Annotated in this window: 20 protein-coding genes; all 20 read left to right on the top strand. The window is 44.0% G+C overall.

Annotated features, from left to right (window positions below; all coding sequences use genetic code 11):
• Window positions 1–5 precede the first annotated feature (5 nt).
• The 20 genes from CST_RS12520 to CST_RS12425 all read left to right on the top strand — a co-directional run bounded on the left by CST_RS12520 (window position 6) and on the right by CST_RS12425 (window position 25,171).
• Entirely contained in the window at window positions 6–1,016 is a 1,011-nt protein-coding gene (locus tag CST_RS12520; RefSeq protein WP_015360300.1) for a biotin--[acetyl-CoA-carboxylase] ligase, read from the top strand.
• Between the two features lie 62 nt (window positions 1,017–1,078).
• The gene (locus CST_RS12515) at window positions 1,079–1,378 is read left to right on the top strand and encodes a hypothetical protein (protein ID WP_015360299.1); all 300 of its coding nucleotides are present in this window, start codon (window positions 1,079–1,081) and stop codon (window positions 1,376–1,378) included.
• Window positions 1,379–1,389: 11 nt separating this feature from the next.
• Window positions 1,390–2,160 (top strand): type III pantothenate kinase, encoded by a 771-nt coding sequence (locus CST_RS12510; protein ID WP_015360298.1) that lies wholly within the window; start codon window positions 1,390–1,392, stop codon window positions 2,158–2,160.
• 329 nt (window positions 2,161–2,489) lie between these two features.
• Window positions 2,490–2,762, top strand: coding sequence for a co-chaperone GroES (locus CST_RS12505; RefSeq protein WP_015360297.1), 273 nt, complete (start codon window positions 2,490–2,492; stop codon window positions 2,760–2,762).
• Window positions 2,763–2,776: 14 nt separating this feature from the next.
• Entirely contained in the window at window positions 2,777–4,396 is a 1,620-nt protein-coding gene (gene groL, locus CST_RS12500) for a chaperonin GroEL (protein WP_015360296.1), read from the top strand.
• Window positions 4,397–4,634: 238 nt separating this feature from the next.
• Window positions 4,635–5,543: a helix-turn-helix domain-containing protein gene (locus CST_RS12495; protein WP_015360295.1), complete on the top strand. Its 909-nt coding sequence runs from the start codon at window positions 4,635–4,637 to the stop codon at window positions 5,541–5,543.
• A gap of 39 nt (window positions 5,544–5,582) precedes the next feature.
• Window positions 5,583–7,373 carry an ABC-F family ATP-binding cassette domain-containing protein gene (locus CST_RS12490; RefSeq protein WP_015360294.1) on the top strand — a complete coding sequence of 597 codons (1,791 nt, stop codon included), beginning with the start codon at window positions 5,583–5,585 and terminating at the stop codon, window positions 7,371–7,373.
• A 403-nt stretch (window positions 7,374–7,776) separates the two neighbouring features.
• Window positions 7,777–8,028, top strand: coding sequence for a 50S ribosomal protein L7ae-like protein (locus CST_RS12485; protein WP_015485176.1), 252 nt, complete (start codon window positions 7,777–7,779; stop codon window positions 8,026–8,028).
• A gap of 77 nt (window positions 8,029–8,105) precedes the next feature.
• Complete coding sequence (gene rpsL / locus CST_RS12480; RefSeq protein ID WP_015360292.1) at window positions 8,106–8,519, top strand: 30S ribosomal protein S12; 414 nt, start codon at window positions 8,106–8,108, stop codon at window positions 8,517–8,519.
• 199 nt (window positions 8,520–8,718) lie between these two features.
• Window positions 8,719–9,189 carry a 30S ribosomal protein S7 gene (gene rpsG, locus CST_RS12475; protein ID WP_015360291.1) on the top strand — a complete coding sequence of 157 codons (471 nt, stop codon included), beginning with the start codon at window positions 8,719–8,721 and terminating at the stop codon, window positions 9,187–9,189.
• Between the two features lie 33 nt (window positions 9,190–9,222).
• The gene (fusA, locus tag CST_RS12470) at window positions 9,223–11,316 is read left to right on the top strand and encodes an elongation factor G (protein WP_015360290.1); all 2,094 of its coding nucleotides are present in this window, start codon (window positions 9,223–9,225) and stop codon (window positions 11,314–11,316) included.
• A 140-nt stretch (window positions 11,317–11,456) separates the two neighbouring features.
• A complete protein-coding gene (tuf, locus tag CST_RS12465; protein WP_015360289.1) occupies window positions 11,457–12,665 on the top strand; it encodes an elongation factor Tu in 1,209 nt (402 codons plus the stop codon).
• Window positions 12,666–13,197: 532 nt separating this feature from the next.
• Complete coding sequence (gene lon, locus CST_RS12460; protein WP_015360288.1) at window positions 13,198–15,627, top strand: endopeptidase La; 2,430 nt, start codon at window positions 13,198–13,200, stop codon at window positions 15,625–15,627.
• Between the two features lie 228 nt (window positions 15,628–15,855).
• Window positions 15,856–17,043, top strand: coding sequence for an amidohydrolase (locus tag CST_RS12455; protein WP_015360287.1), 1,188 nt, complete (start codon window positions 15,856–15,858; stop codon window positions 17,041–17,043).
• Between the two features lie 20 nt (window positions 17,044–17,063).
• Entirely contained in the window at window positions 17,064–17,765 is a 702-nt protein-coding gene (locus tag CST_RS12450) for a GDSL-type esterase/lipase family protein (protein ID WP_015485175.1), read from the top strand.
• Between the two features lie 390 nt (window positions 17,766–18,155).
• Window positions 18,156–18,752: a rubrerythrin gene (gene rbr / locus CST_RS12445; protein WP_015360285.1), complete on the top strand. Its 597-nt coding sequence runs from the start codon at window positions 18,156–18,158 to the stop codon at window positions 18,750–18,752.
• Between the two features lie 90 nt (window positions 18,753–18,842).
• A complete protein-coding gene (locus CST_RS12440) occupies window positions 18,843–20,231 on the top strand; it encodes a [Fe-Fe] hydrogenase large subunit C-terminal domain-containing protein (protein ID WP_015360284.1) in 1,389 nt (462 codons plus the stop codon).
• Between the two features lie 102 nt (window positions 20,232–20,333).
• A complete protein-coding gene (locus tag CST_RS12435; protein ID WP_015485173.1) occupies window positions 20,334–21,632 on the top strand; it encodes an ABC transporter substrate-binding protein in 1,299 nt (432 codons plus the stop codon).
• A 55-nt stretch (window positions 21,633–21,687) separates the two neighbouring features.
• Entirely contained in the window at window positions 21,688–23,571 is a 1,884-nt protein-coding gene (locus CST_RS12430; protein WP_015360282.1) for a sensor histidine kinase, read from the top strand.
• On the top strand, window positions 23,549–25,171 hold the full coding sequence (locus CST_RS12425; protein ID WP_015360281.1) for a response regulator transcription factor: 1,623 nt from the start codon (window positions 23,549–23,551) through the stop codon (window positions 25,169–25,171). Before CST_RS12430 ends, CST_RS12425 begins: the two co-directional genes overlap by 23 nt.
• The last annotated feature ends 94 nt before the right edge of the window (window positions 25,172–25,265 follow it).

Below are 25,265 nucleotides of genomic sequence, written 5' to 3'. Positions count from 1 at the left end.
TTAAAATGAAGGGCGGAGAAAGAGATTTGAATACTAAAGACAGAATCCTGAAAATGCTTGCCGAAAATAAAGGGAGATTTATATCGGGCGAACAGATAAGCGAGGAACTGGGGATATCCCGTACCGCTGTCTGGAAACACATACTTAAGCTAAGGGAAGAAGGTCACAGAATCCAGTCTGTTAACAGGCTCGGATACCAGCTTGTCAACAGCGGGGACGTTTATGATCGGGGTACAATCCTAAGCAGATTGAATACAAAAATCCTGGGAAAGAACTTATACTTTTACGAAACAATTGACTCCACAAATAACGAACTTAAGAAAATGGCCGCCGAAGGCGCCTGTGAGGGCACGGTGGTCATAGCATTGTGCCAGACCGAAGGGAGGGGAAGAAGAGGAAGAAGGTGGCAGTCGGATGCAGGCTCGGGTATTTATATGTCAGTCCTTCTAAAGCCTGATCTTCCGCCGACCGCAGTCCAGTCCATAACACTTCTGGCATCCAGTGCCGTATGCAAAGTCCTGGAAAAGTATGTTAAAAGCGGATTGGGGATAAAATGGCCGAATGATATTCTTATTAATAACAAAAAAGTATGCGGCATTTTAACTGAAATGACTTCCGAACCCGATAAGGTACAGGCCATTATTCTCGGAATCGGGCTTAATGTCTGGAACAGAGAAGAGGATTTTGGCGACGAGCTGAAACACACGGCCACATCGCTGTGCCTTAACACCGACAGGGAAATCTCACGAACCCAGCTTGTAGTGGAGATTTTGAAGGAACTGGAGGATTTGTACCTTAATTTTGTCGAAAAGGGAAGCAGTGCAAAGTTTATGGATATCTGGAGATGCTTTTCAGTTACGATTGGCCGTGATATCATAGTAATCCAGGGTGAGAACAGATGGCAGGCAAAAGCTCTTGATGTTCTGGACGATGGGAGGCTGCTTGTGGAAACGCCTGACGGAAAACGCCAGACTGTACTTTCCGGAGAGATATCAATACGCAGTTGTGATAATTAAGGCGGTATGTTTTCTTTTCAAATTTCCCGAAAATGAAAATTAATATTTAAAAGGAGTGGACCATGTTGCAGAATAACAAACGTAATGCCGGTCAAGGTAAAAACAACAATAATTTAACCAAGCAGACAAACGCTCAGAAGAATAAGTCCCAGAAGGAAACAGTCCGGGACGGTTTCGCCAAAAAAAGGAATGATCTGCAGAAGAGACCCTCTCAGCGTATCAGTTCCGAGCAGGTTGCGGCAAGAATATCCAATCCCAAGAGGGAAGAAACGATAGAAGACATCAGAATGGACATAGAAAAGCTTGAGAAGGAAATCCAGTTTGAAATCAAGCAAATCCGCAGCACAAAACTTGGGCTTTAGGGGGAATAGCTTTGTTGCTTGCCATTGATGTTGGTAATACCAATACGACCATTGGACTGTTTGAAGGGCACAGTTTGAAATATCACTGGTTTTTTTCCACCGATGTGAATAAAACGGCGGATGAAATAGGTATACTGTTTATTTCACTGTTTCAGCACATTAATGAGGATATACGCTCGGTGAAGGATGTAATTATCTGTTCGGTGGTTCCTCCGGTAATGAATTCACTTATAGGAGCCGTTAGAAAGTACATGCAGAGAAATCCCATAATTGTCGGGCCCGGTACGAAGACAGGCATAAACATACGGTATGAAAATCCCAGGGATGTGGGCGCCGACAAGATAGTGAATGCAGTCAGTGCCGTAAGGCTATACGGGGCCCCTGTGATAGTTGTTGACTTTGGGACGGCTACAACGTTCTGTGCGATTAACGGTAACAGGGATTATCTCGGCGGAGTTATCTGTCCGGGGATCATGATATCGGCCGAGGCTTTGTTTGAAAAGGCGTCAAAGTTGCCCCGCGTGGAAATTGCGAATCCTCTCGGCGTTATTGGCAGAAATACCGTGGCAAGTATTCAGTCGGGGCTTTTTTACGGATATATCGGACAGGTTGAATATATTGTGGCAAAAATAAAGGAGGAAATGAAAGAGGATAATATAAAAGTCGTGGCAACGGGCGGTCTGGCGCGGCTTATTGCGTCCCAGTGCCGGTGTGTGGACGAAATCAATACGCTGCTCACCCTTGAAGGCCTTAGGGAAATATATTATCTGAATGCAAGATAAAAATGCATAACAGTGATTGGAAAGGCGAATATTAAGCATCGGCGGAAAGGACTAAGCTGAAATTTTAAGAAATGGAATTTAAAAACAATAGCTTGATAATTGAAGGAAACTAAAGTAATATAAAGATAATTTGATTTAATTATTAATAAAAACGTTATTTAAGAAAAAATATTTGGTTTATCCGTTTGCTACCGGAAAGAATTATATATAATATTGTATTAGCACTCATTCTTATTGAGTGCTAATAATTATTTAGCCCATATTTTTACATAAGAATACAACCATTAATCCGGTTATCCGGTAAGAAGAGTAAGGAGGGTATATCAAGAATGAATATTAAACCATTAGCTGACAGAGTGGTAGTTAAAATGATTGAAGCAGAAGAAACCACGAAGAGCGGAATAGTACTTCCGGGTTCAGCAAAGGAAAAGCCTCAGATTGCTGAAGTAAAAGCTGTTGGTCCTGGTACCGATGAAGTCAAAATGCATGTTAAAGTGGGCGATAAGGTTCTTATCAGCAAATACGCTGGAACCGAAGTTAAGATTGACGATGTTGAATATACCATTTTAAAGCAAAGCGACATTCTTGCTATAGTTGAATGAGGAGGGAATATTTAATGGCAAAGCAGATTATCTTCGGAGAAGAGGCCAGAAAAGCACTTGAGACAGGTGCCAATAAACTTGCGGATACAGTAAAGGTTACACTTGGACCCAAGGGAAGAAACGTTGTTCTTGAAAAGAAATACGGTTCTCCTTTAATTACCAACGACGGAGTAACCATTGCGAAGGAAATTGAACTTGAAGATCCTTATGAAAATATGGGTGCGCAGCTGGTTAAGGAAGTTGCAACGAAGACAAACGATGTTGCGGGAGACGGTACAACAACGGCAACTCTCTTAGCACAGGCAATTATCCGTGAAGGTTTGAAAAACGTTGCAGCCGGTGCTAACCCGATGATTCTGAAGAAGGGTATCAGCAAGGCTGTTGAAACTGCCGTAAAGGGTATTCAGGAAATCAGTAAGAAAGTAAGCGGCAAGAAAGACATCGCAAGGGTTGCTTCCATTTCGGCCAACGATGAGGAAATCGGAGCATTGATTGCCGATGCGATGGAGAAAGTCTCCAATGACGGCGTTATTACCGTTGAAGAATCCAAGACTGTAAAAACCGAACTGGAAGTTGTAGAAGGAATGCAGTTCGATCGTGGATATATTTCTTCATATATGGTTACCGATACCGATAAAATGGAAGCAGTGCTTGAAGACCCATATATCCTGATTACTGACAAGAAACTTTCCAATGTGCAGGAACTGCTTCCGATACTGGAACAGGTCGTTCAGCAGGGCAAGAAATTGCTGATAATTGCCGAAGATGTTGAAGGCGAAGCATTGGCAACCCTGATACTGAACAAACTGAGAGGAACATTCATCTGCTGCGCGGTGAAGGCTCCGGGATTTGGCGACAGAAGAAAGGAAATGCTGCGTGACATAGCGATTTTAACAGGCGGTCAGGTAATCACCGAGGAGCTTGGCCTCGACCTGAAGGAAGCAACGCTGGATCAGCTGGGCCGTGCCGCAAAGGTGGTTGTGCAGAAGGAAAACACCATTATAGTCGGCGGAGCCGGGGATCAGAAGGCTATCAAAGACAGAATTGCCTCAATTAAGGCACAGATCGAAGAAACCACATCTGATTTTGATCGTGAAAAACTCCAGGAAAGACTTGCAAAACTCTCCGGCGGTGTGGCTGTAATCCGTGTAGGTGCTGCTACCGAAGTTGAAATGAAGGAAAAGAAGCTGAGAATTGAAGACGCTCTTGCAGCTACCCGTGCTGCTGTTGAGGAGGGTATTGTACCCGGCGGCGGTACTGCATTTATTAACGTAATTCCGAAGGTTAAGGAACTTGTTGACACACTCGAAGGCGACGAAAAGACAGGTGCGATGATTATTCTGAAGGCCCTTGAGGAACCAGTTCGCCAGATTGCAATTAATGCAGGTCTTGAGGGTTCGGTTATTGTTGAAAAGGTTAAGAACAGTGAAAAGGGAGTGGGCTTTGACGTATTAACCGAGAAATGCGTTAATATGATTGAAGCAGGTATTGTTGATCCTGCTAAGGTAACACGTACGGCACTTCAGAATGCGGCATCTGTGGCATCCATGGTACTGACCACCGAAAGCCTGGTTGCGGATATTCCTGAAAAAGAACCGCAAATGCCTGGCGGTGGCATGCAGAACATGATGTAATCAGAAGTGAAAAATGAGTAACCGGTATGGACGGTTAAAGCATCCGGGCCTATGGACAGATGGCCCGGGTGCTTTTTTATATCCTGCGGTGCGTTCACAGCCCCGGTTCGCCATATTGCGTTTGCATGCTTTTATGTCATTAATTGACTAATATTACCGTATTTGCGGCATGAAAAAACAGTATGCTATAATTTATTCAATAATTATTTCCGGCAGTGCTTGCAGGGGGGCTGAGTGGTTGGGAGGAGAATTGTTTCCGAAAACATGGCAGGAATTCATGAACAGCTCGGGATACATGCCCGTTGTTATTAATTCCATTGAGCGCCATCTCAATGACAGCTGGTCGAAAACATCAAGCCAGCATGAGTATTATGAAATGGTTTACGCCAAAAAAGGTGTATCTGTTTTTGAAATAGAAGGCACAAAAGTAACGGTAGGACCGAATGACATAATAATTATCAAGCCCCACCGGACACATTCCTTAAGGATTCAGCAGGGAAGCACCTGCGAATTTATTGTTCTGTATTTTTCGTTTACAAAAGGGAACGGCTCCAGTGGCAACAGTTATCCGTCGGAAATACCTATTGAAGATTTCATAAATTTTTATACAGGGCAGCACACCGGGCCTTTTTTGAAACTCAAGGTCAACCAGAAAAATGACATAATAACGCTGCTTAACCGCATTGTTGCCGAGAAGTCCGGAGAGCAGTTCGGAAGTGACTTTCTGATACACCTTTTAATACTTGAGCTTTTTGTTATGATTTCGCGGGTTTTAAAGCTTGAATGGGAACGCAGTATTATTGAAGACAGCCCGCAGCAGAAAGAGCTGGTTAACCTTGCCGTACAGTTTATTCAGAATCACTACGAAAGGGATATTAACCTGCACGATATATGCGGTTACGTTTTTCTGAGCCCAAGCTACTTTACCCGCATTTTTAAAAAAGAGACGGGATATTCCCCGATAAACTTTTTGATTAACACCCGCATTGAAAGGGCAAAAGAATTGCTGGCATGCACCGACGAAAAAGTAAGTGAGATTGCTTTAAGCGTTGGCTTTTCATCTCAGCAGCGGTTTAATGAAGCATTTAAGAAGAATACCGGAATGACACCTCTGGAATACAGAAGAAAAATGCGGGGACGGGTATAGAAATTATACCGAGGAAAGGAAGAGTGTGAGTCAGAAACGATGGCAGACATAGTTTGTCAGAATGTCCACAAATATTACGGCGAAAATCATATCCTGAAAGGGATTTCTTTTGAAATATATGAAGGCGAAAGAGTCGGGCTTTTAGGCAAAAACGGGGCGGGGAAAACCACTCTCTTTAAGATACTCAGCGGAAGGGAGCCTTTTGATGAAGGTCAGGTGTCTGTAGCAAAAGGAAAACAGATGGAAGTGCTCGATCAAATTCCTGACTTTCCGCGGCATTACACTGTAAGGGATGTATTAAATACCGGCTTTGAAAACCTTTTGTCAATTCAGCGTCAGATGAAGGAACTGGAAGAAATGTTGGCGCTTCAGCATGATGACGGGCTTCTTAAGCGGTATGGCGAGCTTGCTACGCTGTTTGAAGCAAAGGGCGGCTATGTGATGGAGGCGGAGCTGGCAAGGGTATGTGAAGGTCTTTTGATTGACCTGCGCATGCAGAACGAGCTTTTCTGCAATTTAAGCTGCGGTGAGCAGACAAGAGTTAATTTTGCCAGAATTATACTGAAAAATCCGGATATTCTTTTGCTGGACGAACCGACAAATCATCTTGACATAAAGTCCTGCGAATGGCTGGAGGAATACCTCGGCACGTTTAAGGGTACGGTTGTTGTGATATCCCATGACAGATACTTTCTGGACAAAATTGTCACAAGAATTATTGAGATTGAGCAGGGCAAAGCCTTTTTCTATGCAGGAAACTATTCGTATTATGTCAGCGAAAAGGAAAAGCGGTTGAGGCAGCAGCTGGAAATGTATGAGCAGGAACAGAGGGAAATAAAGCGGTTGGAGGAGGCCGCAAAAAGACTGCATGACCAGTCGTTTCATACAAGGGCTTTTTCGATGGAAAAAAGGATTGAGCGGATGAGAAAGACCGAAAAGCCCGTAATGGAAAGAGAGCTCAAGGCAACGTTCAGGGAAGTGGATTTCGGCGGAAAGGAATTTGTAAAAATCCGGAACGTAAGTAAAAGTTTCGGCGGACATGAAGTATTGAAAGATATTTCCCTTCTTGTGAGAAAAGGGGATCGCGTGGGGCTGCTGGGCCCTAACGGGTGCGGAAAAACGACGCTGCTGAACATTATAACCGGAAATTTACATCCCGATGAAGGAGAAGTAATTATAGGAAACAGCGTAAGGTACGCGTTTTTGCCTCAGATTGTCAGGTTTAATCGCCCTGAACTGACAATGCTTGATACCGTAAGGTTTGAAATGGAGTGGAGTGAGGATACGGCAAGAAACCGGCTGGCAGCTTTTAATTTTACCGGCGAAGAAGTGTTCAAACGCGTTTCTTCGTTATCGGGCGGCGAGAGAAGCAGGCTTAAGCTTTTTCTGCTGATGCAGCAGGAGATAAATTTTTTAATACTGGATGAGCCGACAAATCACCTTGATGTTTATTCGCGGGAATGGATTGAACGGACTCTGGAGTCATTTGGAGGAACGCTTTTGTTTGTTTCCCATGACCGCTATTTTATTTCAAAATTTGCTACAAGAATATGGGACTTAAATAACGGGAAAATTACAGACCATAACGGCACTTACGACGAGTATGTATTATGGAAACAGATGAACAGCCCGCAAACCGAAACCACTAAACCGAAAAACGGAAAAAGGGCTGAGCATGACACCAAAAGAAGAGTAAACACAAAGGAAGCCGAAAGGAAGCTTAAAGCCATAGAACGGGAGATTGCGGCCAATGAACTGGAAATAAAAAGAATTGACGCGCAAATGGAAGAAGAAGCGAGCAATTATGAAAGACTGCAGGAACTGAATTAAAGGCTAAACTGGATATTCTGTATGAGAAATGGATTGAATTAGCCGAGATTATTCAATAATAATATAATATGGTTCCGGAAAAAGTATTATAATCAGAAGTTTTGACTGAAAGGGCCCTTTTGTTAAAATTCCTTGACAAAAAGAAGAGGGCAGTGATACAATATTTCAGTGTTTAATTCAGCATGGGTTTTCATGCTGTTTTTGCGTGGAGAGGTTTTTTTTAACATATAAGTAAGAAGATATGAACGCTTATGCGTTGCAGATAAGGATAAATCCGGCACAGAAACGACAGCGTCATGGTTTTAGGATGAACGGGATTTGTCTGCTTGTCATGTAAAGCAGACTTTTTATGGGTTGATAATTAATATGCGGCTGACTTTGGAAATAGAAGACCGGAGGTAATATGGTCGTGCTGGATGAGTTGAAACATCGCAATAAGACAGTGGGGTTGAAACAGACCCTGAAGGCGCTGGCAGCCGATAAGGTTCAGGTGCTTTTTATTGCGCAGGATGCAGAGGAAAGAATCGTATCGAAAATCCTTGAAGCCTGTAGTGGCAAGGATGTTGAGATTAACAGGGTTGAAAGCATGAAACTGTTAGGCAAAAAGTGCGGTATAGACGTTGGGGCTGCAGTGGCTGCGATATTAAAGGAATGATTGCTTATAATTGTTTATTCTGCCGCTCTTTGAGTGGATATGAGTATAGACAATTTTTTAAAGGAGGTGAATGAGGAATGCCGACGTTTAATCAGCTGGTACGGAAAGGAAGAAAAAAGGTGGAAAAAAAGTCATCCGCCCCGGCTCTCCAGTATGGTCTGAATTCGCTGAAGAAGATAACCACACAGATTAATTGCCCTCAGAAACGCGGTGTTTGCACAGTTGTAAAAACAGTTACACCGAAGAAGCCGAACTCAGCTCTGCGTAAAGTTGCCAGAGTACGTCTGTCAAATCAGATTGAAGTAACGGCGTATATACCCGGTATCGGGCATAACCTTCAGGAACACAGCGTGGTTCTTGTTCGTGGCGGACGTGTTAAGGACCTTCCTGGTGTACGCTACCATATCATCCGTGGTACCCTTGACGCAGCAGGTGTTGCAAACAGAATGCAGGGGCGCTCGAAGTACGGTGCAAAGAAGCCGAAGAAGTAAGCTTTGTAGAGCCTTTTCAGTTTAATGACAGGATACTACAGCGCTTTTGTGCGTTGTTTGATATATAAACTGGGCAAGTCTGAAGGTTGCCGGTTTTTATACGAGCAACTGAACAAGCGCTGACGGACCGTTTTTACGGGACGAGTACCTGTGATACGATGGAATAATCCATCAGTTATCATGTAAAGGAGGGAAGAAAGTGCCAAGAAAAGGACATGTGCCCAAACGGGAAGTATTGCCCGATCCAATTTATAACAGCACGGTAGTTACAAAACTCATCAATAAAGTTATGTTGGACGGCAAAAAAGGATTAGCACAGAGAATAGTTTATGGCGCGTTTGATATTGTACGTGAAAAAACCGGAAAGGATCCGCTGGAAGTTTTTGATCAGGCACTCAACAATGTAATGCCTGTTCTCGAAGTAAGAGCAAGAAGAGTGGGCGGTGCGACTTACCAGGTACCTATTGAGGTTCGCCCTGAAAGAAGACAGGCTTTGGGTATTCGGTGGCTTGTAAATTACGCCCGCTTAAGAGGCGAACGCACCATGAAACAGAAGCTTGCCGCAGAAATTATGGATGCGGCCAATAATACCGGTAATGCGGTTAAGAAGAAGGAAGATACTCATAAGATGGCAGAAGCCAATAAAGCGTTTGCGCATTACAGATGGTAATCTGCTTTTATACATTTTGAAAGGAGGACATGGATGCCCCGGGAATATAGTCTGGAAAACACAAGAAATATCGGTATAATGGCGCATATCGATGCGGGGAAAACAACCACCACCGAGAGAATACTGTTCTACACCGGTAAGGTTCACAAGTTAGGCGAAGTTCACGAGGGAGCGGCCACAATGGACTGGATGGAGCAGGAACAGGAGAGGGGTATTACCATTACATCGGCGGCCACTACCGCTTTCTGGAAAGGAACAAGGTTAAATATTATAGATACGCCGGGACACGTTGACTTTACAGTGGAGGTGGAACGCTCGCTCCGCGTTCTTGACGGGGCCGTTGCACTGTTCTGTGCAAAGGGCGGTGTTGAACCGCAGTCTGAAACCGTATGGCGTCAGGCTGACAAATACAGAGTCCCAAGACTGGCGTACGTGAACAAAATGGACATTCTGGGCGCGGACTTTTTTAACTGTGTCCAGATGATGAAGGATCGTTTGAATGCCAATGCAGTACCGATTCAGCTTCCGATAGGCAAGGAAGATCACTTTGAGGGAATTATAGACCTGGTGAAAATGAAGGCCTATTACTATATGGATGACCTTGGCAAGAACATTGTGGAAAAGGAAATCCCTGAAGACATGAAGGCATTGGCGGAAGAATATCATGTGAAATTACTCGAAGCCGTCGCAGATTTTGATGACGAACTGATGATGAAGTATCTTGAAGGGGAAGAGATTTCGGAAGAACAGCTGAAGAAAGCCATTCGAAAGGCTACCGTCAGCGTAAAGATGATTCCCGTAACCTGCGGTTCATCTTATAAGAACAAGGGTGTACAGAAACTGTTGGACTGCATTGTCGATTACTTGCCGTCACCCCTTGACATTCCGCCTGTTAAGGGTATCCATCCTGACAGCCTGTATGGGGAAGAACAGGTAGAACTGGTCAGACATGCGGATGATAATGAACCGCTGGCTGCACTGGCGTTTAAGATCATGTCAGACCCGTATGTGGGTAAACTGGCTTATTTCCGTGTTTACTCCGGCGTTTTGAGCTCCGGGTCCTATGTGCTGAACTCAACCAAAGGAAAGCGTGAGCGAGTGGGAAGAATCCTGCGCATGCATGCCAATCACCGTGAGGAGATTGATGCGGCCTATGCCGGTGAAATCGCTGCAGCCGTTGGGTTAAAATTTACAACTACCGGGGATACTCTTTGCGACGAAAACAACCCGATAATTCTGGAGTCCATGGAATTTCCTGAGCCTGTTATTAATGTGGCTATAGAACCTAAGACAAAGGCAGGACAGGAGAAAATGGCCATCGCTCTGCAGAAACTGGCAGAAGAGGATCCTACTTTCAGGGTTTACACAGATCCTGAAACCGGCCAGACCCTTATCGCCGGAATGGGAGAACTGCATCTGGAGATTATTGTCGACCGGCTTATGCGTGAATTCAAAGTTGAGGCCAATGTAGGCAAACCGCAGGTTGCTTATAAGGAAACCATACGCAAGTCGGCCAAGGCCGAAGGCAAGTTTGTTCGTCAGTCCGGCGGTCGCGGTCAGTACGGTCACTGCTGGATTGAAATTGAGCCTCTTGAAAGCGGCGGGTATGAATTCATTAATAACATTGTAGGAGGAGTAATTCCTAAGGAATATATTCCTGCTGTAGACGCCGGTATAAGGGACGCAATGAACACCGGTGTTGTTGCAGGATATCCGGTTATTAATGTAAGAGTTAAACTGTTTGACGGTTCATACCATGAAGTGGACTCATCAGAAATGGCATTCAAGATTGCGGGTTCAATGGCTTTCAAGGAGGCAATGAAGAACGCCGATCCTGTTCTGCTGGAGCCGATAATGAAAGTGGAAGTTACAACACCTGAAGAATACATGGGCGACATCATTGGCGATTTGAACTCACGCCGCGGACGTATTGAAGGGATGGAGGCCCGTTCCGGAGCGCAGGTTATTACAGCTTATGTACCGCTGAGTGAAATGTTTGGCTATGCTACGGTACTGAGGTCAAGATCCCAGGGAAGAGCGGTTTATTCAATGCAGTTTGATCATTACGCTGAAGTTCCACGGAATATCCAGGAACAAATAGCCGGGTTGAGGAAACCCAAGGAATAAGGAAATAGACGAAATATTGACAGACAAAATTAAAATGTTATAGTATAATTCTATAAGCATTGAAAGATTACGTTGAATTTTTTACTGATTAATAATATAATTATCAACAGTTACCGAACTGTGTAAGGAGGAGAATTTCGATGGCAAAAGCTAAGTTCGAAAGAACTAAACCCCATGTTAACGTAGGAACTATCGGTCACGTTGACCATGGCAAAACCACTTTGACTGCAGCAATAACAAAGGTTTTGGCATTAGCAGGTACCGGAAATGTTGAAGTAAAGTCTTATGATCAGATTGACTCCGCTCCGGAAGAAAAGGAAAGAGGAATTACCATCAATACCTCTCACGTTGAATATGAAACATTGAAACGCCACTATGCTCACGTTGACTGCCCCGGACACGCTGACTATGTTAAGAACATGATCACCGGTGCGGCTCAGATGGACGGTGCTATTCTGGTTGTATCAGCAGCCGACGGCCCGATGCCTCAGACCCGTGAACATATTCTGCTTGCTCACCAGGTTGGCGTTAACTATATTGTAGTTTTCCTCAATAAATGCGATCAGGTTGACGATGAAGAATTAATTGAACTTGTTGAAATGGAAGTAAGAGAACTGCTCAGCCAGTACGGATTCCCCGGAGACGAGATCCCCATTGTTCGTGGATCTGCTCTGCAGGCTCTGGAATGCGATTCAAATGATCCGAATCATCCTGCATACAAGCCCATACTGGATCTTATGGATGCAGTTGATAGCTATATCCCGACTCCTGAACGTCAGATCGACCTGCCGTTCCTGATGTCCGTTGAGGACGTATTCTCCATTACCGGTCGTGGAACAGTTGCTACCGGTAGGGTTGAAAGAGGAACCCTGAAGGTTGGCGACGAAGTTGAAATCGTCGGTTTGTCAACCGAAAAGAGAAAGACCACCGTTACCGGTGTTGAAATGTTCAGAAAGACTCTTGATCAGGCATTTGCCGGTGACAATATCGGTTGTCTGTTAAGAGGTATTCAGAGAAACGAAATTGAAAGAGGCCAGGTTTTGGCTAAACCCGGTACGATTACCCCGCATACCAATTTTACCGCTGAGGTTTACGTATTGACCAAGGAAGAAGGGGGAAGACATACTCCGTTCTTCAACGGTTACAGACCTCAGTTCTTCTTCAGAACAACGGACGTTACCGGAACCATCTCCCTTCCTGAGGGTGTAGAGATGTGCATGCCTGGTGACAATGTCACCATGACGGTAGAGCTTATTACACCCATCGCTATGGAAAAAGGTCAGACATTCTCCATCCGCGAAGGTGGAAGAACGGTAGCATCCGGACGTGTTTCAGGCATAATTAAGTAATTTACGAATATATTAGCAGCAGGAATGGAAGCTGTTCGCCGGCGGAACGCGGCGAATGGCTTCTGTTTTATATGCCTGTGACAGGATGGCGTTTTGGTTAAGGTTTTTCAGGCGTTCATGAAATCTGGAAATTAACGGGCTGCCTCCGGCAAATGTGTGGAGACGGCCTTTTTTATACCATGAGTTAATGCGAAATGCCTTAAAATACTGCCGGCAGTACTCCAGGCAGGACAGTGATCTATAACCTGTTAGCCCGTCCAGAATAATACATTGAAATTGGTTTATCAAGACGTTATAATATAATAGCCTTATAGTATTAATAAGTTACCGGCGTTCAAATCCTGACAAGTATCCGGAAATTCAAGTACATAGTTTGTTACGATAACTGAAGTACATAACCATACTTTGATGGATCCAATATTATCCGAAGCTGGTTTTGTTGGTCTGTTTCAGATGGTTATAGAATCCCGCTAACAACAGGGATCACCCCATATTGTAAGTATGGAGCACATATTGAAAGGATTTGATACCGATGGCACAGGATAAAATATTAACAATCCCGCTTCTGCCGTTGAGAGGGATTGTTGTTTTTCCACATATGATTCTTCATTTCGACGTTGGCAGGACAAAGTCGATTAAGGCCCTGGAAGAGGCTATGGTTAAGGATCAGAAGATCTTTCTTTCGGCACAGAAGGATCCCGCTCTGGATGATCCGGGACCTGAAGACATATATCCAGTGGGAACCATTTCAAAGGTCAAGCAGCTTCTCAGGCTTCCCGGTGACACCATACGTGTGCTTGTGGAAGGGCTGGAAAGGGCTAAGATTGTTGAGTATACTTCGAATGAGCCTTATTATGAGGTAAAGGTGCGGGAACATCCCAATCCGAAACATCTGGTTAAGGATTCGGAAACCGAGGCGCTTATAAGGCAGGTTGTAAGCTATTTTGAAAAGTATGCCAAACTGTCAAACCGTGTTTCTCCGGACATAACATTTACGCTGACCACTATAGATGATTATGCACGGCTTTCGGATGTAATCGCGGCCAATCTTGTTATAAAACTTGAGGACAGGCAGAGTATTCTGAATGAGTTTTCTCCAAAGAAGCGAATGGAGAAACTCCTGAAAATCCTTGTTAATGAGATCGAGATACTTGAGGTTGAGAAGAACATAAACAAGAAGGTTCGTCAGCAAATTGACAAAAGCCAGAGAGAGTATTATTTGAGAGAACAGCTGAAAGCAATACAGAACGAGCTGGGAGAAGGAAACCAGCAGCAGGATGAAGAAGCTGAGGAATACCGTGAAAAGATAAAACAATTGGGATTGCCTCAGGATATTGAAAGCAAAGTTCTCAAGGAAGTGGACAGGCTGTCGAAAATGCATCCTTCATCGGCCGAAAGTGCGGTTGTCAGGACATATCTTGACTGGATTGTTGAACTGCCGTGGAATACAAAAACGGAGGAGAACCTGAATCTAAGTGACGCTGAAAGAATCCTCGACGAAGATCATTACGGGCTTACAAAAGTAAAGGAACGAATAATTGAATATCTGGCTATAAGAAAACTGAGAAACAGCCTGCAGGGGCCGATAATCTGCCTGGCAGGACCGCCGGGTGTGGGTAAGACCTCAATAGTACGTTCAATTGCGAAGGCCCTGAACCGGAAATATGTGCGCGTGTCTCTCGGCGGTGTAAGGGATGAAGCTGAAATCAGGGGACACAGGCGTACTTATGTAGGGGCCATGCCGGGCAGGATAATTAAGGCAATAAGGCAGGCAGGTTCGAAAAACCCGCTGATTCTGCTCGATGAAATAGACAAAATGTCGGGCGACTTCAGGGGAGATCCCGCCGCTGCACTGCTGGAAGTGCTGGATGCCGAGCAGAATAAGGAATTCCTTGATCACTATATTGATCTGCCTTTTGATCTTTCTGACGTCATGTTTATTACTACGGCAAATTACAAGGATGCAATACCGCGTCCGCTTCTGGACAGAATGGAAGTAATAGACATATCGGGCTATGTGGAGGAAGAAAAAGTCGAGATTGCAAAAAGGCACCTTATACCAAAACAGATTGAAAAGCACGGCCTTAAGCCAAGTGAAATAAAGTTCGACGAAAGCGCCATCAGGGATATTATTAATTATTACACCCGCGAGGCAGGCGTAAGGAACCTTGAAAGGCAGATAGCCACGGTATGCAGAAAGGTTGCCAGGTTAATTGTTTCAGGGCAGAAAAAGTCGGTGCGTGTAACTTCCAAAAATCTGGACAAGTTCCTCGGCCGGAGACTGTATTTGTTCGATAAAGCGAATGATAAGGATGAAGTGGGCATAGCACGCGGCCTTGCATGGACACCGGTCGGGGGAGACACCCTTTCGATAGAGGTTAACCTCATGCCCGGCGACGGTGCACTGGAGCTTACGGGACAGCTGGGAGACGTGATGAAGGAGTCGGCCAGAATTGCCAGAAGCTATGTCCGGTCCATTGCCGAGATGATAGGTATAGAAAAGGATTTTCACAAGAAATACGACATGCATATTCATGTCCCCGAGGGAGCGGTGCCGAAGGACGGGCCTTCTGCAGGGATAACCCTGGCAACTGCAATGATATCCGCTTTGACCAACATTCCGGTGAAAAGAAACGTTGCGATGACCGGCGAAATAACGCTTAGAGGAAAAGTACTGGCAATAGGCGGATTGAAGGAAAAAGTCCTTGCTGCCCACAGGGCTGGAATAGATACCGTTTTGTTTCCGAAGGATAATGAAAAGGACGTGGAGGAAATACCCGAGAACGTTGTCAAGAAGTTAAATTTAATACCCGTCTCATCGATGGACGAAGTAATGAAGAATGCGCTTGTCAGGTTCCCTGTTCCGGAAAACCGGAATAAGGGTGAGGAGGAAAATAAGACCGAAACCCATATTGATATACAAAAAGCAAAGGACGAAGCGGCAGTTACTGTGGAACACTGAGATAACCTCTGCATTTAGTAAAGGGATGAAGCACTTTTCAAAAGGCTTCATCCCTTTATTCTTTTTTTGCGAAAGACTTTTCCCGTATGACGGGGCAGCACTGCGGGGTATGTACTCTGCATTGTGTGGCAGTATACTGTGTGTTATAATCTTAGTAAGACTTTAAAAGCAACAGAGATTTAAGAAACATATGTCAGTGCATAATCATAAACGGAGGGCTTTTCTTTTATGCTTATAATTAACGGAAAAATATATACAATGGCTGAAAGACAGGATTCTCAGTCCGAAACACTCAAATATGAAAACGGCTATATACTGGTGAAAAACGGTAAGATTCAGGATATAGGCCCGATGGATGAATGCCCGGGCGACAGCGAGATTATTGATGCAAAGGGAAGGTTTGTTTTGCCCGGGCTTGTGGATGCTCATACCCATGTGGGCATGATAGAAGACTCGGTTGGCTTTGAAGGTGATGACGTTAACGAGATGACCGAGCCCGTTACACCCCATTTGCGGGCAATAGACGGCATATACCACGCCGATCGCTCATTTGAGGAAGCCAGACAGTGGGGGGTAACAACCGTTCTCAGCGGCCCCGGCAGCGCAAATGTAATAGGCGGGCAGTTTGCCGCGCTGAAAACTAACGGTCGTTCTGTGGACGAGATGATTTTAAAGGCGCCCTGCGCGCTTAAGGTTGCCTTTGGCGAAAATCCGAAAAGCGTTTATCATGAAAAAAACCATACGCCCAGCACGAGAATGGCAACGGCGGCCATTCTGAGAGAACAGTTTTACAAGGCAAAAGAATATATGGAGGAATGGGAAGAATACAGGAAGGACAAGGAAAACAACGACAAACCCGAGTTTGACATCCGCCTTGAGGCGCTTATTCCCGCTCTCAAAGGTGAGATGATTGTGAAGATGCACGCCCACAGGGCCGATGATATCCTCACCGCCATCCGTATCGCGAAGGAGTTTAATTTGAAAATAACAATTGATCACTGCACAGAAGGTTATTTAATTGCAGATATCCTGAAGGAGAATAACGTGAGGGTCATCCTGGGACCGCTGCTTACCGACAGGTCGAAGATAGAACTGAGGAATCAGAGCCTGGCTGCGCCGGGAATTCTTGCGAAAGCGGGGATACCTGTGGCGATAATGACCGATCACCCGTGCGTTCCAATTCAGCATCTGCTTTTATGTGCGGCACTGGCGGTAAGGGAAGGAATGCCCGAGGAGGACGCCCTGAAAGCCATAACCATAAATGCCGCCAGGGCGGGAGGAATAGACGACCGGGTAGGAAGCCTTGAGAAAGGAAAAGACGCCGATATTGTTATCTTCAGCGGCCATCCTTTTGAATATAAGACAAAGGTTGATATGACAATAATAAATGGTAAGATTGTTTATGCGCGGGAATAGAATAATTACAGGGGTAGGCCGTGGAAAATTATGAAAACGGCTTACCCTCAGTGAATGCATCCAAAAAGGTGTGCGGGATGATATCAAGATTTATTGATGCGGTCACCAGTCTTTATAAGAAACAGGTTGACAATGCGTTCGTTGAGCTGAATAAAAGTGCGAAACCCGGCAGCATTGTGTTTGTCGGAGATTCCATTACCGATTTTTTCAGGCTGAACGAATTTTTTCACGGTGCTTACGTGATTAACCGGGGCATTAGCGGGGATACAACTGACGGCGTGCTTAAACGGCTTAACGAAAGTGTTTTTGAACTTCAGCCCTCAAAAGTTTTTCTTCTGATCGGAACGAATGACATTGGCGGCAATAAAAGCGATGGACATATTGTACGCAATATTGGAGAGATAATAGACCGGATTCGGGAAAAGTGCCCCGAAACCCGGATTTATCTCCAGTCGATTTATCCCGTGTCAAAGGCAGGGCATAAAAAAATCAGGAAATATATCGTCGGAAAAAGAAACAATGAGAAAATACGCCGTATAAATGAAGCCCTGAAAGAGATGGCAAAGCAAAAAGGTGTTGAATATATTGATGTGTACAGCCATCTCATTGATGAAGAAGGCAATCTGAGGCTGGAATACACTGTTGAGGGGCTGCATCTTACCGTTGAAGGCTACAGGATCTGTGCCGAAGTTTTAAGGCCTTACGTTTTCGGGATTAAATAAAACATGTTATTTTGCTTGTCATATGCTGTTTACTGTATTGTGGCTCATCATGCGATAATTTTCACATCTTTAACCATTATTGAAAATATGTTCAAACCGGAGTTTTAATGTTTAGGTTCCGGCGTTTTCCGGAACTTTGCGGCGTGGTCATACTACGCCGGAAAACTGCTTTTCCCGGAATATTGACATTGGATGTTTTTAGAATTAGACTAAAAGTAAACGCTGGAACCATGACATATGTGCATATATATATAAAACACCGATAAATTGGGCACATCATTTCAACAGGCATTTTAACTTATGCCTGCTGGTTTATATAACGTCACATCATTGCGTTACATTATTGCGTTCGGACCAAAATCTATCATATTTTAAAGGAGGGTTTCTGCGATGAAGTCACTGAAAGGCACAAAAACTGCAGAAAACTTGCTTAAAGCATTTGCCGGCGAGGGTCAGGCCAGAAACAGGTACACCTATTATGCAGCCATAGCCGAGAAAGAAGGTTATAAGCAAATCAGCAACATTTTCCTCGAGACCGCCGATCATGAAAAGGAGCATGCAAAAAGGTTTTTCCAGTATCTTGTTGACGGGTTTAAGGATGAGTTGCCGACCCATGTTACCATCACCGAGGCAAGTTATCCTGTGGCCATGGGCACCACACTGGAAAACCTGAAAGCCGCCGCTGCCGGTGAATATGAAGAATGGCATGACTTATATGCCCACTTTGCAGAAGTCGCCGAACAGGAAGGATTTCCGGAAGTGGCCCATACTTTCAGAATGGTTTGCGTATCCGAAAAAATGCATGAGGCAAGATACAAGAAACTTGCTGAAAATATTGAAAAGGGCATAGTGTTTGTGAGGGACGGCAAGGTTTACTGGAAGTGCATTAACTGCGGTTATATTCATGAAGGTACCGAGCCGCCGCAGAAATGTCCGTCATGCGGTTATCCGAAGGGCTATTTTGAACTGTTTGTTGAGAATTATTAATCGGCTGACTTGCGGCATTCAGTTATAAATATATTTAATAAGGGTATCGTATAATAATGCGATACCCTTATTTTAACATGGAGGTTTTTTATGGAGAACAGTTTTTCAGATTTTCAGCGCAAAAGGATGATTATTTTCGGTGAGCTTGTAAAAAGGTATTGGAACGGCCGGCTGAATGACGTGGAGGATCTCAATGAACTGACCGACGAAATAAAGGAACAATACGGTTTCCGCGATGAAGACAGGGCGTTTATCATGGATCACATACGGATTGCGATGGGCCTTGATCCCACCGGTGAAGATGTTTTCAGGAATGAACTTGAGCTTGTAAAAAATTTTAACGTTGTGAATAAGCCTGTAATTGCAAGGATTGACGGCCCGTGTGAATACTGTGATGAAAACTCACGAACCTGCAGGGATACATGTCTGTTTGAATCCCATGTATACAGAAGAAGCCAGGGGCCGGTTATTGTAAACGACAAGTGCGTTACATGCGGAAGATGCGTTACCGCCTGTGATTTCGGCGCTCTGGCCGACAAAATTGAATTCATACCCGTAATTGAGCTTTTAAAAGAGAAAAAAAATCCGGTTTTTGTTGTGGTTGCCCCTGCCATTGCGGGACAGTTTGGGGATGACGTTACATTGGGACAGCTCCGCAGCGCTTTTAAATTAATGGGCTTTACCGACATGATTGAGGTTGCAATGTTTGCAGATATCCTCACCATTAAGGAGGCATTTGAATTCAACCATTTGGTTAAGACCACCGAGGATTTTTTCCTCACAAGTTGTTGCTGCCCTGTATGGTTCAATATGACAAAGAAAAATTACAGTGAGTTATACAAGCATATGTCCCCGTCGGTATCCCCGATGATAGCTTCAGGAAGAATACTTAAAAAGCTTTATCCTGACTGCCGTGTGGTGTTTATTGCGCCATGCATTGCAAAGAAGGCTGAAATAAAGGAAGAAGAGCTGAAAGGCGCAATAGACTTTGTTATAAACTTCAGAGAACTGAAGGAAATTTTTAATGCGCTGCAAATAAATCCCGCCGAACTGCCCGGAGAGGAGAAGGATCAGGGCTCTCTCGGCGGAAGGCTCTACGCCAGAACGGGAGGGGTAAGTTTTTCGGTAAAGACGGTTGTCAACAGGATCAACCCCAGCAGGCTGATAAAGTTAAAGGCGAAAAAAGTGGACGGTGCGGCAAACTGTAAAAAAATACTGGATGAACTGTCCGGCGGAGGGGTTCGCGACTATAATTTCATAGAGGGCATGGGCTGCGTCGGAGGCTGCGTCGGCGGGCCGAGAACAATTATCGATGTGGATAAGGCAACTCAGATTGTTAATGAAGTCGCCGAAGATTCGATTATCATGACGCCCTTTGATAATCTGAACGTAATGAAAATTTTAAGGCAACTTGGAATAAACAAAATAGAGGAGATAATGGAAAACCCCGAGGTTGTAAAATTGCTTACAAGGGAGTGATTTCGCCGCAATATAAAATACAAATTCTTGATATTCGTTACATTTGCGGTATAATAAAAATACTGAGATAAATAATGGAAAATCAGGGATCGTGAGCAAATCATGAAAAAAAATAAATGGCTGGTGGCAGCAGCGGCGGCCGTTTTATCCCTGTCGGTTACTTCCTGTACGAACCTGAGATATAATGCCTCTCCCGTAATGTCGGAGGAGCAGGAAAAAGTCAGGCTACGCTTTATCAGCAGTTGGGGTGGGGTCGATTCAAAAGCCGAAACGCTGCAGGAAATATTCGTCCGTTTCACCAATGAAAACCCCAATATAGAAATAATAAATGAATCTCTTTTCGGTGAAGATTTTCTTCCAAAAATAAAAACCGACTTTGCTTCGGGAAATAATCCCGATGTATTCGGAATATGGCCGGGCTCGGACATAAGAGCCCTTATTCAGGCGGGAAAGGTAGCAGATTTGACTGGTCTTATGGAGGAAAATCCCGAATGGTTAAGGTTATTTAAAAGCAGTATGCTGAAATACACCACTTATGACGGAAAACTGTATGGCCTGCCTTTTGAAATCATTTTTGAAGCCCTGTTTATTAACAGAGATCTTTTTGAGAAGTATAACGTGCCAATTCCCGCTACTTTCGAGGAGCTAAAGGACGCGGTGAAAATATTCCGTGAGAATGATATAGTTCCTATTGCCTATAACTCCCTTGCCGAAGGTACATATCTGTATCAGAACATGGTTGCCCTTCTTGCGGGAAAGGAAATTGCCGAAAACCCCCTTCATCCTGAATTTGGAAATTATTATAAGAAGGCAATGTCGTATATGCAGGAGCTTTACAGGATTGGCGCGTTCCCTGATGATGCATTTACAATGACAAACCATGAAAGAAACACAATGTTTCTGGAGAAAAAAGCCGCAATGATTGTGCAGGGGTCATGGTTTATCGGAAACATACCGCCAGACGACGAGACCGTTGATATTGTATATTTTCCGTATTTCAGCAACGGGAATGCGCCCCCCAAGACGCTGATTTACGGCCTTGGCAACGGATGTTTTTATATAAGCTCCGAAACTTATAATGACGACACGAAAAGGGATGCCGCCGTCAGTCTGCTAAGGTTTTTAACGTCAAAGGAAACCGCTGCTGAATTTGCAAGGCAGACGGGCATGATAAGCTGTGTTGATATAAGGGATTACAGTATTGATTACAACGCTCTCACAGGAAAAGCCCAGATACTCGTTAACAACAGCAGGCAGTTTATAGGTCCTCCTGACCACTTTATCGACAGAACGGTCTGGGAAGAGGTTATTGTTCCGGGAATTCCGTATGTTCTTGAAGGGAAAATGGAAATTGACGAACTGTATGACAAGGCGGTGAAGGCGGGCTTGTTGTCCAATTAGGACATTATTTGCGACTGCGGCCTGAGGCGTGAAAAATACGGCAAATTCAGGCCGCATGAAGGACATGTGTTTCAACGCGGCAAGGCATACCAATAACATTTTGTGGGGTACGGTGAAACAGTTGAAAAACAGAATAGTCAGGTTCTATAAGAATTTGTCCATAAAGAAAAAACTTCTGCTGGCCTTTTACATTCAAATTATAATCCCTATGATTTTTATGGGCTTTTTAAGCTACAGAAATTTTGCCGAGACAATTAACCGAATGTCAATGAATTATGCAAGGGATTTGCTGCAGATGATTGAACTGCGTTTTGAGGATTTCCTCACAAACCTGAGTGTAATTTCCCAGGACCTTTTGTATGACAAAACAATCTACAACGCCCTGATTTCAAAATATATAGAAGATCCCATTCTGGATTACGAGATTGACAACGAAATAAGCAATACAATGAAGAAAATAATACTGTCGCGGCCTGAGGTTCAGGCGATAGCGGTGGTTGGAAACAACGGAAAATTCTATTACGCCGATGACAATTCTTCAACCAGCAGTATAAAAAACATCCTTCCTTATGAAAAGGTACTGGAAAAAGCCAGAAAAGCCCAGGGAAAAGTTACATGGTATACCGACAGCAGTAATGGCGTTGTAAATTATATATACCTCGTGAGGACGATATACCACCAGGACACGTTTGAGGAAATAGGGCTGCAGGCCATACTGGTGGACAAGGATTTTATAAAAACCGTTTTCGACGGGCTTACACGGAGCATGCAGAATATTGTCATTCTTTCTGACGGTTATGATTTGATAGCCGCGAGAAACAGTGATTCCGGCTATTTTATCGACGGAACTTCTTTCGGAAGGCTGGAAAATGAAAGGGATTCGAAAATTGACAGGAATATCAACGCTCTGGTATCGTACATAACCGTAAGCGGAACGGGGTGGAAAGTGATAACATATGTTCCGCTGAACGTGCTGTACCGGGATGCCTATGCGCTGAGAAGGAACCTGCTGCTTTTGTGTATTGTAACCGCCATTATTTTGTCGGCGTTCAACCTGGCGATTGCAATGAGTTTTATAAATCCGATTAACCGGCTCGTAAAGGGTATGAAAATGGTTCAGAAGGACAACCGTATTGTATATATAGACGACGAGAGGGAAGACGAAATAGGATTTTTAAATAAAACCTTCAATGAGATGTCGCGGGAAATAAATCATCTGGTGAACTGGGTGTACAGAGAGCAGATTACGAGAAAGGAAGCCGAGCTGAAGGCGCTTCAGGCCCAGATAAATCCGCATTTCCTGTTTAACACACTGGAATCCATAAACTGGATGGCAATGCTGAACAATGTACCCGAGATAAGTGAAGCGGTTACCGACCTGTCCGATTTGCTGGAGGCCAGTATCGGAAGGGGAGACAGGCTTATTACCGTCGAAGAGGAGTTTATGTATTCGGATAAATACATATCCATTATCAAAAGAAGGTTTGAGGACAAAATCGAATTTAGGAAGGAAATCCTTAACGGGGCGGGAAAGATAAAAATCCCAAGGCTTTTGATACAGCCCCTTGTGGAGAACGCCGTGTACCACGGCATTGACAAACTGCGCGGAAAGGGCGAGATTTTGCTGAAAGCATATCTGGAAGGGGAAAGACTGGTGATTATAGTCATGGATACCGGGCCCGGCATTGACAGTGCCGAGCTGGACGCTTTGAACAGAAGGCTTTCTATGGACAATGACACCTATTTCAAGAACCTGAGTACCGAAAAAAGGCAAAGCATAGGAATAGAAAATGTCAACCGCAGAATAAAGCTGTTTTACGGTGACAATTACGGCCTTAAAATAGAGAGCGAGAAGGGAAAATATACAAGGGTAATAGTAAATATTCCGGCCAATGTGGAATCGGCGGAGGGGTATTATGTTCAAGGTAATGATTATTGATGATGAGCCGATAATCAGGAAAGGCATTAAAAATATACTGAACTGGGAAAAGTTTGACTGCGAGGTATGCGCCGAAGCCTCGGACGGTGAAGAGGGAAAGATCCTTATTGAAAAATACAGGCCGGATATACTGATAACAGACATACGCATGCCCGGGACCGACGGCCTGAAAATGATAAGCGAAGTAAAGGCTCTGATTCCGGACTGCAAAATAATAGTTCTGACAGGGTACCGGGATTTTGACTATGTGCAGGAAGCGTTGAAGCTGGGAGTTTTTGATTTTGTCCTTAAACCTTCGAAGATTGAGGAACTTACAACAATTATACACAGGGCGGTGGAAGAACTTAAGAAGCTTAAGAACAGGGCTGAGGAATTCAACAAGCTGAAGAAACTTTTTGAGCAGAATATTCCGATACTCAGGGAGAAGTTTCTGTATGATCTGATGTATGAAATATATCCCAATACTGAGGAAATACTGCCGAGGGCCGAGCTTCTTGGAGTAAAAATAGAAAGTTTTTTCCTTCTCGTGGTGGAAATTGATACCGATGAGAACAAAAAATTAAGCCAGTATGAAAAAAATCTGTATCTGTTTGGGATAGTCAATACGTTTATGGATGTGTTTTCAGACAGTTTCAGCGTGATTGACGTTCCGCTGAAAGACAGGGGTGTTGCATTCATCCTGCAGGGAGGAAATGAAAAGGAAAAGCTGCATAATTTAATAAGCGACAAATGTAATTATCTCCAGGAACTTCTTATCAACTGTTTCGGTTTTACCGTAACCGTTGCGGTGAGTTCTGAAGGGCGTGGCATTATGCAGCTTCCCGAGAAATTCCGTGAATGCATTGAGGCGCTGGAGAGAAAATTCTACATAGGAAACGGCACCGTAATTTTTTATAATGATATGAGCGGGTTTTTAAAATTCGAGGATTACTCGGTGCTTGAAGAGTATCAAAAACTGCTGCTTGACGGTATAAAGACAGGAAACGAGGCCATTGTGATGAAAAGAATTGAGGATATAAAAAAGTACATAAACAGCCTGGATCATTTGAACATGGAGTATTTGAAAAACTTCTACTGGGGGATTATTACGTATATAAACAACATACGTCTTTCGGTGGCAATGGCTTCCAATGAAAGCAAGGTGGAAAGCATAAATATCATAAGTCTTCACAACATGATCAGCAAGTCGGAAAACATAAACGAGCTTAATGATCTTCTGAAAGAGGTTTCGCTGAGTATTACGGCCAAAATAAACAATTATAACAACAAGAGCATTAAGCTTATTCTGCGGAATGCGCTTGAGTATATTCATCAGCATTACAGTGAACAGTTGACTCTTAACGACGTCGCAGAGCATGTTTATGTAAGCCCTTCATATCTCAGCAGGATGTTTAAGAAAGAGCTGGGGAAGAATTTCGTGGATTATCTGAACGGGCTGCGTATAGAGAAGGCAAAGGAATTACTTATGGATCCTAAATACAAGACCTATGAAGTTGCGGAGATTGTTGGAATTCCCGACGCCCATTATTTTTCACGTCTGTTTAAGAAATATGAAGGTTTGTCCCCGACCGAATACAGGGATGCCTCAATGGGTGAATGACTTTTCGGTGGATTTTTTTGTTGTAATTTTTTGCACATCAACTCATCAATATTTTGAACGATAATTCAATATGTTCCATTCATAAATTATCCCG

The organism is Thermoclostridium stercorarium subsp. stercorarium DSM 8532, from assembly GCF_000331995.1.
Classification (GTDB): Bacteria; Bacillota; Clostridia; order DSM-8532; family DSM-8532; genus Thermoclostridium; species Thermoclostridium stercorarium.
Note: the sequence above shows the minus strand (reverse complement) of the source record. Positions and strands in the feature narration are given on the sequence as shown.

Coding starts and splice junctions, on each gene's coding strand:
- rbr (WP_015360285.1), top strand. CDS start 18,156: ATGAAGTCACTGAAAGGCACAAAAACTGCAGAAAACTTGCTTAAAGCA.
- CST_RS12515 (WP_015360299.1), top strand. CDS start 1,079: ATGTTGCAGAATAACAAACGTAATGCCGGTCAAGGTAAAAACAACAAT.
- CST_RS12435 (WP_015485173.1), top strand. CDS start 20,334: ATGAAAAAAAATAAATGGCTGGTGGCAGCAGCGGCGGCCGTTTTATCC.
- rpsL (WP_015360292.1), top strand. CDS start 8,106: ATGCCGACGTTTAATCAGCTGGTACGGAAAGGAAGAAAAAAGGTGGAA.
- CST_RS12520 (WP_015360300.1), top strand. CDS start 6: ATGAAGGGCGGAGAAAGAGATTTGAATACTAAAGACAGAATCCTGAAA.
- fusA (WP_015360290.1), top strand. CDS start 9,223: ATGCCCCGGGAATATAGTCTGGAAAACACAAGAAATATCGGTATAATG.
- CST_RS12425 (WP_015360281.1), top strand. CDS start 23,549: ATGTTCAAGGTAATGATTATTGATGATGAGCCGATAATCAGGAAAGGC.
- lon (WP_015360288.1), top strand. CDS start 13,198: ATGGCACAGGATAAAATATTAACAATCCCGCTTCTGCCGTTGAGAGGG.
- tuf (WP_015360289.1), top strand. CDS start 11,457: ATGGCAAAAGCTAAGTTCGAAAGAACTAAACCCCATGTTAACGTAGGA.
- CST_RS12485 (WP_015485176.1), top strand. CDS start 7,777: ATGGTCGTGCTGGATGAGTTGAAACATCGCAATAAGACAGTGGGGTTG.
- CST_RS12440 (WP_015360284.1), top strand. CDS start 18,843: ATGGAGAACAGTTTTTCAGATTTTCAGCGCAAAAGGATGATTATTTTC.
- CST_RS12430 (WP_015360282.1), top strand. CDS start 21,688: ATGAAGGACATGTGTTTCAACGCGGCAAGGCATACCAATAACATTTTG.
- groL (WP_015360296.1), top strand. CDS start 2,777: ATGGCAAAGCAGATTATCTTCGGAGAAGAGGCCAGAAAAGCACTTGAG.
- CST_RS12490 (WP_015360294.1), top strand. CDS start 5,583: ATGGCAGACATAGTTTGTCAGAATGTCCACAAATATTACGGCGAAAAT.
- CST_RS12455 (WP_015360287.1), top strand. CDS start 15,856: ATGCTTATAATTAACGGAAAAATATATACAATGGCTGAAAGACAGGAT.
- CST_RS12505 (WP_015360297.1), top strand. CDS start 2,490: ATGAATATTAAACCATTAGCTGACAGAGTGGTAGTTAAAATGATTGAA.